General features: G+C 73.4%; 11 protein-coding genes. 7 read left to right on the forward strand and 4 right to left on the reverse strand.

All coding sequences use genetic code 11. The annotated features are described in order from the left end of the window. Nucleotides 1-3 precede the first annotated feature (3 nt). The 3 genes from QMZ92_RS06835 to QMZ92_RS06845 all read right to left on the reverse strand — a co-directional run bounded on the left by QMZ92_RS06835 (nucleotide 4) and on the right by QMZ92_RS06845 (nucleotide 1,618). Nucleotides 4-477 carry a succinate dehydrogenase hydrophobic membrane anchor subunit gene (locus QMZ92_RS06835; protein WP_283296306.1) on the reverse strand — a complete coding sequence of 158 codons (474 nt, stop codon included), beginning with the start codon at nucleotides 475-477 and terminating at the stop codon, nucleotides 4-6. An 8-nt stretch (nucleotides 478-485) separates the two neighbouring features. Continuing rightward, a complete protein-coding gene (gene sdhC, locus QMZ92_RS06840; RefSeq protein ID WP_026165064.1) occupies nucleotides 486-866 on the reverse strand; it encodes a succinate dehydrogenase, cytochrome b556 subunit in 381 nt (126 codons plus the stop codon). Between the two features lie 173 nt (nucleotides 867-1,039). After that, nucleotides 1,040-1,618, reverse strand: a complete 579-nt coding sequence (locus tag QMZ92_RS06845; protein WP_283296307.1) for a 2-oxo-4-hydroxy-4-carboxy-5-ureidoimidazoline decarboxylase — start codon at nucleotides 1,616-1,618, stop codon at nucleotides 1,040-1,042. A 254-nt stretch (nucleotides 1,619-1,872) separates the two neighbouring features. On the opposite strand from QMZ92_RS06845, the gene QMZ92_RS06850 reads away from it, so the two are divergent. From QMZ92_RS06850 to QMZ92_RS06860, 3 genes are all read left to right on the forward strand, one after another. After that, nucleotides 1,873-3,465 carry a beta-N-acetylhexosaminidase gene (locus QMZ92_RS06850; RefSeq protein ID WP_283296325.1) on the forward strand — a complete coding sequence of 531 codons (1,593 nt, stop codon included), beginning with the start codon at nucleotides 1,873-1,875 and terminating at the stop codon, nucleotides 3,463-3,465. A gap of 103 nt (nucleotides 3,466-3,568) precedes the next feature. After that, entirely contained in the window at nucleotides 3,569-4,273 is a 705-nt protein-coding gene (locus QMZ92_RS06855; RefSeq protein WP_283296308.1) for a DUF4328 domain-containing protein, read from the forward strand. 112 nt (nucleotides 4,274-4,385) lie between these two features. Next, on the forward strand, nucleotides 4,386-4,904 hold the full coding sequence (locus QMZ92_RS06860) for a hypothetical protein (RefSeq protein WP_283296309.1): 519 nt from the start codon (nucleotides 4,386-4,388) through the stop codon (nucleotides 4,902-4,904). 15 nt (nucleotides 4,905-4,919) lie between these two features. On the opposite strand, the gene QMZ92_RS06865 is transcribed toward QMZ92_RS06860, so the two are convergent. Then, entirely contained in the window at nucleotides 4,920-6,587 is a 1,668-nt protein-coding gene (locus QMZ92_RS06865) for an FG-GAP-like repeat-containing protein (protein ID WP_283296310.1), read from the reverse strand. A 149-nt stretch (nucleotides 6,588-6,736) separates the two neighbouring features. Here QMZ92_RS06865 and QMZ92_RS06870 point away from each other — a divergent pair, with 149 nt between their 5' ends. The 4 genes from QMZ92_RS06870 to QMZ92_RS06885 all read left to right on the forward strand — a co-directional run bounded on the left by QMZ92_RS06870 (nucleotide 6,737) and on the right by QMZ92_RS06885 (nucleotide 10,666). Beyond that, entirely contained in the window at nucleotides 6,737-7,414 is a 678-nt protein-coding gene (locus QMZ92_RS06870) for a hypothetical protein (protein WP_283296311.1), read from the forward strand. 324 nt (nucleotides 7,415-7,738) lie between these two features. Continuing rightward, on the forward strand, nucleotides 7,739-8,290 hold the full coding sequence (locus QMZ92_RS06875; RefSeq protein ID WP_283296312.1) for a hypothetical protein: 552 nt from the start codon (nucleotides 7,739-7,741) through the stop codon (nucleotides 8,288-8,290). A gap of 586 nt (nucleotides 8,291-8,876) precedes the next feature. Continuing rightward, nucleotides 8,877-9,572: an RNA polymerase sigma factor gene (locus QMZ92_RS06880; RefSeq protein WP_283296326.1), complete on the forward strand. Its 696-nt coding sequence runs from the start codon at nucleotides 8,877-8,879 to the stop codon at nucleotides 9,570-9,572. Then, the gene (locus tag QMZ92_RS06885) at nucleotides 9,572-10,666 is read left to right on the forward strand and encodes a hypothetical protein (protein ID WP_283296313.1); all 1,095 of its coding nucleotides are present in this window, start codon (nucleotides 9,572-9,574) and stop codon (nucleotides 10,664-10,666) included. Before QMZ92_RS06880 ends, QMZ92_RS06885 begins: the two co-directional genes overlap by 1 nt. The last annotated feature ends 153 nt before the right edge of the window (nucleotides 10,667-10,819 follow it).

Consider the following 10,819-nt stretch of genomic DNA (forward strand, 5'->3'; position numbering starts at 1 on the left):
GTCCTAGCGGATGTTCGGGTCGAAGGTGAAGATCACCAGCGTGCCCAGAAGGATGGTGAACACCGTGGCGGTGTACAGCAGGCCCTTGAGCCACAGACGCGTGTTCGGCCGCTCGGCGTAGTCGTTGATGACGGTACGCAGGCCGTTGGCGCCGTGCAGCATCGCCAGCCACAGCATCAGCAGGTCCCAGACCTGCCAGAACGGGTTCGCCCAGCGGCCCGCGACGAACGCGAAGCCGATCTTGGAGACACCGCCGTCCAGGACGAGCTGGATCAGCAGGTGGCCGATGACCAGGACGACGAGGACCACGCCGGAGAGGCGCATGAAGAGCCACGCGGCCATCTCGAAGTTGCCGCGGGTCGACCGCGGGGTCCGTCCCGTCCGCTTGCGCGGGGGCTCGATGTACGGCGCGGGGTTGTCGGGGCCGTAGGGGGCGCCTTCGACGGCGCCGATCGCGGAAGAGGTCTCAGCGGACATGTCTGGCGTCAGCTCCCGAACAGTTCACGTGCGGCGTGGCCGAGCACCGGGTAGACGGCACCGGCCATCAGGACGACCCAGATGCCCATCACGGTCCAGAGCATCTGCTTCTGGTAGCGCGGGCCCTTGGACCAGAAGTCCACGGCGATGACGCGAAGGCCGTTCAGCGCGTGGAAGAGGATGGCGGCCACCAGGCCGTACTCCAGCAGCGCGACGATCGGCGTCTTGTACGTCGCGACGACCTCGTCGTACGCCTCGGGGGAGACGCGGACGAGAGCGGTGTCCAGCACGTGTACGAACAGGAAGAAGAAGATGAGGACGCCGGTGACTCGGTGAGCCACCCAGGACCACATACCTTCCCGGCCGCGGTACAGCGTTCCAGCCGGCACGGAAAAACCCTCCGGGAGCGGGGATTGGAGCCGGCCGCCAGCGTCCTACCAAGGTGACAGCTCTGTCGGTCTGGCCCGGCCGGGTACGGTCCACCGGCCCTCGCCATCGTAGCGACGACTTGTCGGATCCCTCGCCCGGGGTCCGCTGGTGTGATCAAACAGGCACGGACGGGCTATCGGGGCGGCCGCCGCGGGGGGCCGGAATCGGGGCGTCCGGGATGATTGGCCACGACATGTGCCAGCCGGGCCCGGGCGAGGCGGCGCAGTTCGTCGGCGGCGACCGCGCGCTCCTCGTCCGGATCGTTGGCGAGTCGTGAGCGGATGCCGGCCAGCACATGGTCGGGCTGCTCGTCGGCCCGGAAGCCGTCCAGGCAAATCACGAAGGCGTGGCCGAAGCTCGCCTCGTACGCGGCGTGCGCGGCGCGCAGGGCGGTGTGCGCGGCCGCCGGGGCGGCGGGGTGCAGCCCGGACGAAGACTCCGCGGCCAGCGCCTCGTCCAGGTCGGCGGCGGCGAGGTCGTAGCTGGCCTCGTCGGCGGCGGCGAGCAGGGCGCTGAGGTCGGGATAGGGGCGGTGGGCGGCGACGCGCCGGGCCCAGCGGTCGCTCCCGCAGCAGCTGAGGAGGGTCGCCGTGGTGGGGGCCGCCGGGGCGGTGTTGAAGCGCTCCAGACCGGGCAGGTGCGCCCCGGCGGCCGGGCGCGGCCCGGGGACGGGTGCCGGGGAGGCGGGACCGGCGGGGGCGGGGATCCGCACCGCCGGGGGAAGCGTGGGCGGTCGCCGCGGGAGGCCGGTGTGCGATTCGCTGGACAGCGTGGGCTCCGGTGCGACTGGGAAGCGTGGGGTGGTTGAGCTGCAACGCTATCGAGGCGCGCCAGAAGGTGTCCGATAGATGCGTGATTTTCACCCGGACGGGAGAGTTTCGGTGCGCACCGTAGACGACGCCGGGGTGAATCACCCGATTAGGCTTTGTTCGTCATACTTCTTCACGAGGAGGAGGTTTTTTCGTGATGTGGCACTCCCGGAGAGTGCGGCGCGCGGCCCCGGTCGTCGCGGCCGCCGCGGCGCTGTCGGCGGTCGTCTCCTGCGGCGCCGGCGGCTCCGCAGGCGCCGAGCGGGCCCAGGGCACGCCCCGGGCGGAGGCCGCTCCGACCCCCTCCCCGACGAAGACGTACCCGCTCTCGACGGCCCCCCGCACGATTCCCGCCGTGCGCGCACACGAGGCCGCCCGCGGGCCGGGCTGGCGCCCGGCGGCGGGCAGCGCCGTCGTGGTCGCCAAGGGGAGCGAGGCGCTGGCGGACGAGGGCCGGCTGCTGGCCGGGGAGCTGAAGACCGGCTTCCGCAACAGCGGGCCCGTGAAGGCCGGTGACATCGAACTGTCGCTCGACCCTGCCGGCGGGGGCGCTCCCGAGTCGTACACGGTCACCGTGCGCGACGACCGCGTCCGCATCACGGGGTCGGACGAGGCCGGCGTCTTCTACGGCACCCGCACTCTGAAGCAGGCCGTCCGTTCCGGTGGCGCGATGCCCGAGGGCGTCGTCCGCGACCGGCCCGACCGGCCGCAGCGCGGTCTGAACCTCGACATCGCGCGCAAGCACTTCACCCCCGGCTGGATCGAGGCCCGGCTGCGGGAGATGGCCGACCTCAAACTCAACGTGCTCGGCCTGCACTTCTCCGACGACCAGGGCTTCCGGATCGCCTCCGACACCCACCCCGAGGTCGTCTCCCGGGAGCACCTCAGCAAGGCCGAGGTGCGCAGGATCCTCGCCCTCGCGCGGAGTCTGCACATCACCGTCGTGCCGGAGATCGACTCGCCCGGGCACCTGGGCGCGGTCCTGCGGGCGCACCCCCGGCTCCAGCTGCGCGACGTCCAGGGCGTGCCCCGGCAGGGCGCCATCGACATCTCCGATCCGGACTCCGCGCGGATCGTCGACGACCTGCTGCGCGAGTACTCCCGGCTCTTCCCCGGCCGCTGGTTCCACGTCGGCGCCGACGAGTACCAGGCGCTGACCGTGCGCGACCCCCAGGCGTCGTACCCGCAGTTGGCCCGGGCTGCCGAGCGGAGGTACGGGCCGAACGCCACGGTGCGGGACCTGGCGACGGGCTGGCTCAACGACCGGGCCGCGGTGGTGCGTGCCGCGCAGAAGCAGCCCAAGGCGTGGAACGACGGCTTCTTCCGCGGCGGTGCGGTCTCGCCCGACAAGGGCATCGAGGTCGAGTACTGGACCGGCAAGGAGATCGGGGCCAGGCCGCCGGCCGAGTACCTCGCCGAGGGCCGCAAGGTCGTCAACCTCAACGACGAGTACCTCTACTACGTGCTCGGCGAGCCCAACGAGTTCACGTATCCGACGGGCCGGCGCATCTACGAGGAGTGGACGCCGCTCGTGCTGCGGGGCACGGCTGCCGTCCCCGAGCGCTACTCGGACCAGATCCTCGGCGGGCGCCTCGCGATCTGGGGCGACCGCGCCCAGGCACAGACCCAGGACCAGGTGGCGGCGGGCATCCGCATGCCGCTGCGCGCGGTGTCCCAGAAGCTGTGGACCCCGGGACGGCCCGCGCTCACGTGGGCGCAGTTCAACGCGCTGGCGGACAGGCTCGGCTGAGGCTAGGGTCCGGAGGCCGACCGTTCTCGTACGGTTGTTCACCGTGCCGCCCTGGGGAGGGGGCGCGCCCGGAGTCTCCGTGTCCCGTGGGGGGAACCTTTTCATGACGTATGCGCCCGCTCCCGTGCCGCCGGCGGCCGCTCCCGGCCGTGCACTCCGCTCGCCCGTCGGGCTCTCGTACGCCGTCACCGTGCTGCTCGGCGTCGTCGTCGTGGTCGACCTCCTGATCATCGCGGCCTCGCTCAACATGCGGTCGTTCCTGAGCGGCGTCACCTCTGGCACGGCCGACTTCGACGAGGACGCGGCGAGCCGCGCCGACTACGCGATGGCCGGATCGAGTGTGCTGTACGTCGCCGCCGTGGTGGCGGCGGGCACGCTCTTCATCGTCTGGTTCCACCGCGTCCGGCAGAACGCGGAGGTCTTCGCGCCCGACACCCAGCGCAGGACCCCGGGCTGGGCGATCGGCGCCTGGTTCATCCCCATCGCCAACCTGTGGATCCCGCGGGGCATCGCCGCCGACGTGCTGCGCGCGAGCCGCACCGACCCCTACGGCGGCGAGGCGAAGGGCCGCGGCCTCCTCAACGCCTGGTGGGGCGTCTGGGTCTGGTCGACGGTCTTCGACCGGTACGCGAGCAGGACGTACGACAAGGCCCAGGACGCCGAAGCGATCCACGACGCGGCGGCGCTGGTGCTGGCCGGCGCCGGGTTCGACATCGTCGCCGCGGTGCTCGCCGTCCTCTTCGTCCGCAGGCTCACGTCGATGCAGCACGCGAAGGCCGTCGCGGGGCGGACCGTGCCGTCGGCCTGAAGCCCGGACGAAGCGGGAACATTCGCATGGTTATTCGGCCATCCGAGTGACGATTTTCGGCCACTCGGCGCTGTTAGTGACGTACTGCGAACGCACAGTCGGGGAGGCGTCGATGGGCCTGGTGCAACTGATCGCGGAAGCGGACGAGCGGAGCCTGGCCGCGAGCGGTCTCGCGTGTCTGGATCGCTGCCAGCCCCTGCTCGACGAGGAGCCCGACGTGCTGCGGCTCCTGTGGGCGGGTATCTCCGGGGGCGAGGAGGGCTGGGCCGGGCAGCTGGCCGTGGCGAGGGCGGCACTCGACGAGACGCCCGTCGACGACGCGTCGAGCGAGGCGTGGGCACCGGTGCGGAGGATGATCGCCGCCGCCCCGTCAGAGTGGGCCACCGGACCGCTCGGCGAGTGGGCGAGGGCGTGCTCCGACCTCGCGCTCGAACTGCACCGGGAACTCGACCCTTCCGGTGGCGCCGGAGGTCCGCTCGTGGCCGGCGAGGAGCGTCGCCAGATCCAGATCCTCGAGATCCTCGCCGGCAGTCCGGACGGCGCCGCCCTCCGCCGCGCCCTGGACCTCTCGACGGAGGGTCGGCGTGTGTTGCGCGCGGCTCTGTCCCGGCGGGCGAGGGCCCAGGGGTGAGCCGTCCGCGGCGTTTCACCCGGCGGGCGCGGCCGGCTCGTTCCCGGGGACGGTGAGCCCCAGCGGCCCGCCGCTCGCGATCACGTCGGGACCGGCGAGGAGATCCGCGTACCCGTCGTCGTCCAGGTCCTGCGCGGTCAGCGCCCCGGCGTCCGCACCCACCGTGAGGGAGGGTGCGCCTGCCGTGCTCAGACCGGTGGGCGAGCCGTGGTACGTCACGATCCCCCGCCCGGTGGACACGGCCAGGTCGTCGTACCCGTCGCCGTTCATGTCGCCCGAGGCGAGGGCGGTCCCGCCGGCGCCCATCAGGACGGTCGGCGAGGCGGTACGGCGTCCGCGCTCGGAGTTGCTCAGCACGACGAGCGGGGTGGCACCCTCCGGTGTGCGGTAGGCGACGGCCAGATCCCGGTCCCCGTCCCCGTCGAAGTCGCCGCCGACGGAGTCCTGCTCCTCGGCGCCGTCCGGTACGACGGCCGCCGCCTCGGCCCCGGGGTCCCGCGGCCAGGGCATCCCTGAGGCGTCCGGATCGCCCGGCCCCTCGCCCCGTGCCGCGCCGGCCGTGCGGATCGCGGGCAGAACGGCGTACAGATGACCGCCGGGGCACTCGGTCGGGTACGCGTCGCGGTGCCCCGGCAGGCGCGGGAGCGTGACGCGCTGCCCGCGCCGGAACTTGCCGTTGTCCACGGACGCCGTGAGCGTCGTGGTCCCGTCGAGGGCCAGCCCGTAGAGGCCGAGCTTCCAGGAGGCGACCCTCATGACGGCGTCGCGGACCGCGGGCGTGGTGGTGGCCGTGCTGTAGTCGCCGATCACGGACACGCTGCTCGTGTCGATGTTGAAGCCGTACGTGTGGGCGCCCTGGACCGGCCGGTCGACGCCGCCGGCCCGGCCCTCGAAGATCCTGCCGCACCTGTCGACCAGGAAGTGGTAGCCGATGTCGTTCCAGCCCTGGCCCTCCACGTGATAGGTGAAGATGGCTCGGACGATCGCGGGCGAGTCGGCGCACTGGTATGTGTTCGACCCGGCGGTGTGGTGGACGAACACCGCCTTGGTGGTGGAGTTGTAGGTGGGCGGCCCACCGACCTCGGACTCGTCCGCGCCCCAGCCGGCCCGTGTGGTCATCGCCGGAGCGTCCGCAGGCGCCTCCGCACGGGCCGACGGCGGGGCCGGGGCGCCGCCCTGCGGGTCCACGAGTTCCACCCGCAGCCCACGGGGCAGCGACGCCCCCTCGGCCCGCAGCCGCACACCGTCCGACGGTCCGGTCCACAGCGGCCGGCTGCCCGCCCGCAGCCCCGCGGAGTCCTCTCCGGGGCCGGTCTCGGGCGTCCGCACGTCGAAGTCGAGCGTGTGCCAGGGCGACCAGACGCCGGTACGGCTGTCCCGGGTGCGGACCTCGACGGTGCCGCCGAGCTCCGCGTCCGGGTCGTCCCAGGTGACACCGACCAGGCTGAACGGTTCGGTGGCACGCGCCGGGAGCTCACGCCGCTCCGGGTCCGTGCCCGGTACGGGCACGCTGTGGACCTCGCCCGAGCCGGGCGGGCCCGGACGGTGCGCCGGGGAAGCGGCGGACGGCCCGGGGGAGACGGACGGGGAGCGGGGGGCCGAGGGGGGAGCGGCGGCCGTGAGCCCGGTGAGACAGACGGCGGCGGTGCACGCGGCGGTGAAGGCCACGGGGCGGCATCTCATGGGGCCGGAGCATAAGGAGGCGGCGGGCATATGGTGTGCAATGACGCTACGACCGTGACGGTGACGCCCGGAATGAACGGGTGATTGACGGGCTGTCCGAAAACGATTGCCCCGAACTCCCGTTTCCCGGGCATTGGTACGGTCCAGTCATGGCCGTTGATCGCGCGTCAGGTGTGTCAGACGCATCAGAGGAACCGACGAGAACGCCCGTCACCGCCGACGACGTGCAGCACGCCGTCAGGCTGGCGCTCGCCACCCTGCGGGCCGGCCTCGGCGCCGACTGGGAGGCCAGGGCCGGCGCCCTGGAGTGGACCTGCTGGGAGACCGTCGAGCATCTCGCCGACGACCTCTTCGCCTACGCCGCCCAACTGGGCCCCGAGTCCCCGCCGCTGGACGACGACATCCCCTTCGACTGGATGGCGCGCCGGGACGGGGGACCGGCGAACGTCACCTTCGCCGACCGGGCCGCCGGCCCCCGGGGCCTGCTCCGGATGCTCGACGCCTGTGGCGGGATGCTCACGGCGATGGTCCGCACGGCCCCCGCGGAGGCCCGGGCGTACCACACCTTCGGGACGGCCGACGCCGAGGGCTTCGCCGCCATGGGTGTGGTCGAGACCCTCGTCCACACCCATGACGTGGCCCAGGGCCTCGGCCTCGGCTGGTCCCCGCCGGCGGGCCTCTGCGCCCGCGTCCTCGCCCGCCTCTTCCCCTACGCCCCGACGGACACGGACCGCTGGGACACCCTCCTCTGGGCGACGGGCCGCGGCGAACTGCCGGGCCGCAAGCGCCTGGAGTCCTGGCGGTGGTACGGCGCGGTTCCCGGGTGACGTCCACGGGCCCGGCCGGGGCGCGCGTCCGAAACGGGTTGCCCGGCCCGGTCCCGCCGGGCCCCGGTGGCACGGGGACCGCGGTGTCGCGCACCGGCACCCGGGGCCCTCACGGCCGGGCTCCGGAGTGCACGGGCAGATGTGCGCCGCTCTGAATGTCCCTGCGGTCGGCTTCACTTGGTCGCCCCGGACCTGCGAGGCGCGGCGCATACGAACGAAACGGGCCGTCGGCGCCGCGGTGGCGCCCGAAACGTACGCTCAGGGGGGGTGGCGCCTTCACGCCGGACGGGAAGGACGGGAAGGACGGGAATGGAATACGGTCGTGTGACGGGTGGACGTGTGCTCCGCCGGCGTTCCTTCCGGGTGCTCGCCGTACTGGTCTTCGCCCTGGTCGGCGGCGCATCGGCACTGGCCTTCCATGACGCGCTGTGGAGGGGGGAATCGGACGGCTGGATGGCGGCGGCGCTGCTGCTGGCGGCCGGATCGTTCTGCTACCGGGTCACTCGCTCCCGGGTGCACGCCGGTGAGAGTTCCCTGATCGTGGTCAATCCGCTGTTCAGCCATGAAGTGCCTTACGCCTCGATCCACAGGATCGAGGTCAGCGGGTCCGGGAGCCTGACGGTGCTCCCGAAGGAGAGGGTCGCGGACACCGAGGGCGAGGGGTACCTCGTGGTCGGTTTCGCGGGCTCCCTGCTCGACCGCGTCTTCAAGACCTCCGACAAAGCGGCCGCCGAACTGAAGAGGTACCGCAGCAGGGGTCGACGTGCGCCGGGGGCGGACGGTCCGATACGTCGGAGGCTGGTCGCCGACGTCGTCGCGGACGGGATGCTGCTGACGGCGGCGGTCTGCGCGGTGCGGTTCCTGACACTGGGGTAGCCGGTCCCCTCGGCCGAGGCCGGTGCCCGCCGACGGGCGCCCGCGGTGCCGGTCCTGCGAGCCTCGGACTGCCGGTGGGCTGCGGCGGATTTGCGCGACTGCCCGGAGCGCGAAGTGAAGCCGGCGCGCATTCGTGGACACGGCGACGGCGTTCGTTCGGTCGCGGGAGCCCAGGTAGGGGCCCCGGTCGGTCGACTCGTCGTTCCCGGGCGGCGTGACGGGTGCCCGGGCGCCGGACGCCCGGCCGGCGCCGGGAGGGTCGGGCGGGCCCTGGGCGCGTTGGCCACGGCTGGTGGTCGAAGAGGCCCCGCACCCGGGCAGTGCCCGGTCGGAGCGGGCCGACGTGAGACGACCGGGGCCGCCACCCCCCACAGGAGAGGCCCCGGCCGTCGTCCGCCGGGGCCGCGCTGCGGCCCCGTACTCCTCTCAGCGCCGCAGGTGCGTTTTCTGTCACACCGCAGGCCGCCGCAGAATGTTGCAGGTTGTACAAGACGTGGACGCGGCACCCGCGGAGGACGTAGCGTGGCGCTGCGCGCTGGGCTGTGCGACGGTGGTGACCAGCCGCGATGACGAACGGGTAGTGGGAGTGCTGGGGGACGACGCGGAGCTGACCGCCGCGGTGAGCGCGGCGCAGGACGGGGACGAGGACGCCTTCCGGACTGTGTACCGCGCCGTTCACCCGCGGCTGCTCGGATACGTCAGGACGCTGGTCGGCGAGCCGGAGGCCGAGGACGTGGCGTCCGAGGCCTGGCTGCAGATCGCCCGGGACCTCGACCGGTTCAGCGGTGACGCCGACCGTTTCCGCGGCTGGGCGGCGCGCATCGCCCGCAACCGCGCCCTCGACCACATCCGGATGCGCGGCAGGCGCCCCGCGGTCGGCGGGGACGAGACCGAGCTGACCGGGAAGCCCGCCGAGTCCGACACCGCCGGCGAGGCCATGGAGGCCATGGCGACCGGCCGGACCATGGCCCTGATCGCCCAGCTTCCCCAGGACCAGGCCGAGGCGGTCGTGCTGCGCGTGGTCGTCGGCCTCGACGCGAAGACCGCGGCGAAGACCCTGGGCAAGCGGCCCGGCGCGGTGCGCACCGCGGCCCACCGGGGGCTGAAGAGGCTCGCGGAGCTGCTCGGGGCCGAGCACGGAGCGGAGCACGGAGGAGCGTCCGAGACTCCTGGGCGCGGTACCGAACTCGGCGCGGTACCGTCGCCGCGCACTGTTCGCCCCGGTGCGGCGCGCTCCACCGGTGTGACGCATTCGCGTCTGCGGACGCAGAAGGACATGTGATGGCCGACGAGCGTTACGAATGGCTCGATCAGGAGGCGGCGGAGCGGTTGCTCCGCGGTGAACCGGTCGAGCCCGTCGGCGTTGACGCGCGGCACCAGGCCCTTCGGCTTGCCGAGCTGCTCGGCGACGCGCGCGCCCAGGAGCCCGTGACCGAGCCCCTCAGGGGCGAGGACGCCGCGCTCGCCGCGTTCCGCAAGGCACGTGACGGAGGCGGGGCGGAGCTCCTGCCGACGGTGCGGCTGACACCGGAGGCCCGGCCGGTCTCCTGGGGCCGGCCCCTGCGCTGGGGGCTGGCCGTCTCGCTGGCGGGATTCGCGGTGGGCGGCGTGGCCGTCGCCGCCGGGGTCGGGGTGCTGCCGACGCCGTTCGGCAGTCCTCAGCCGGCACCCGCCTCCTCCGTCCCGGGTGCCGTCACCCCCGGGCCGGTCACCTCCGAGTCCCCGCCCGACGAGCTGCGCAGCGACCTGCCGTCGCCCGCGGACAGGCCCTCCTCGCCGAGCGCCCCCGCGGCCCCGGGCGGCACCGACACTCCGGACGGCCCGGGGGACGGGCCGGGCGCCGGTCCGGGGCGGGACGAGTCCACCGCGCCGCACGACGGCACGGACGGGAACACCAACAGCACGGACTGGTACCGCAGGACGGTCGACGCCTGCCGCGACTACCGCAACGGCACGCTGGACGAGGAGCGCAAGCGCAAGCTGGAGGCCGCGGCGCAGGGCACGGACCGGGTGAAGCGGTTCTGCGACCGGATGCTGTCCGTCGACGGCAGGGGCGACGACGGCGGCGAGGGCGGCGGTGACAGCGGCGGCAACGGTGACGGCGGCCAGGGCGGCGGGGACGACGGCGACGACGGCGACGACGGCTCCGGTCCGGGTGGCTTCCCCCGCTCCCCGTTCCTGCCCCCCACCTCCGTGCGCCCCGGTCCCGTCGAGCAGCCCTTCGTGCCGCCGACCGGCGTACGCCCCGCGTTCCGGCCCGCAGCGCCGGGTGCGCCCGTCTCCGGGCCGTCGCTGCCCGGAACCTCCGACGCTCTCCTCGTCGGCGGCCGGCTGTCCGTGGACGCCGTGCGTACCCTTTCGATCGCAACGCTCTGACGCGTAAATAGCAGCAGGTCAGGGTCGGTGTGGGCAGCATTGGACGCCCGGTGGCCGTGGGGTCGCCGGGTGTCCGGGGTCGTCGGTCAGGCTGGCTGCTCCCTCGGGTTGAGGGTGACGGTGTAGCCGAGCTGGTTGAGCTGGTTGATCGCG

The organism is Streptomyces sp. HNM0645, assembly GCF_030056615.1.
GTDB classification, from domain to species: Bacteria; Actinomycetota; Actinomycetes; order Streptomycetales; family Streptomycetaceae; genus Streptomyces; species Streptomyces marianii.

What these genes read in the sequence shown, in the direction of transcription:
- QMZ92_RS06835 (WP_283296306.1), bottom strand. Translation starts at nt 477, where the DNA reads ATGTCCGCTGAGACCTCTTCCGCGATCGGCGCCGTCGAAGGCGCCCCC.
- QMZ92_RS06850 (WP_283296325.1), top strand. Translation starts at nt 1,873, where the DNA reads ATGTGGCACTCCCGGAGAGTGCGGCGCGCGGCCCCGGTCGTCGCGGCC.
- QMZ92_RS06855 (WP_283296308.1), top strand. Translation starts at nt 3,569, where the DNA reads ATGACGTATGCGCCCGCTCCCGTGCCGCCGGCGGCCGCTCCCGGCCGT.
- QMZ92_RS06860 (WP_283296309.1), top strand. Translation starts at nt 4,386, where the DNA reads ATGGGCCTGGTGCAACTGATCGCGGAAGCGGACGAGCGGAGCCTGGCC.
- QMZ92_RS06865 (WP_283296310.1), bottom strand. Translation starts at nt 6,587, where the DNA reads ATGAGATGCCGCCCCGTGGCCTTCACCGCCGCGTGCACCGCCGCCGTC.
- QMZ92_RS06870 (WP_283296311.1), top strand. Translation starts at nt 6,737, where the DNA reads ATGGCCGTTGATCGCGCGTCAGGTGTGTCAGACGCATCAGAGGAACCG.
- QMZ92_RS06885 (WP_283296313.1), top strand. Translation starts at nt 9,572, where the DNA reads ATGGCCGACGAGCGTTACGAATGGCTCGATCAGGAGGCGGCGGAGCGG.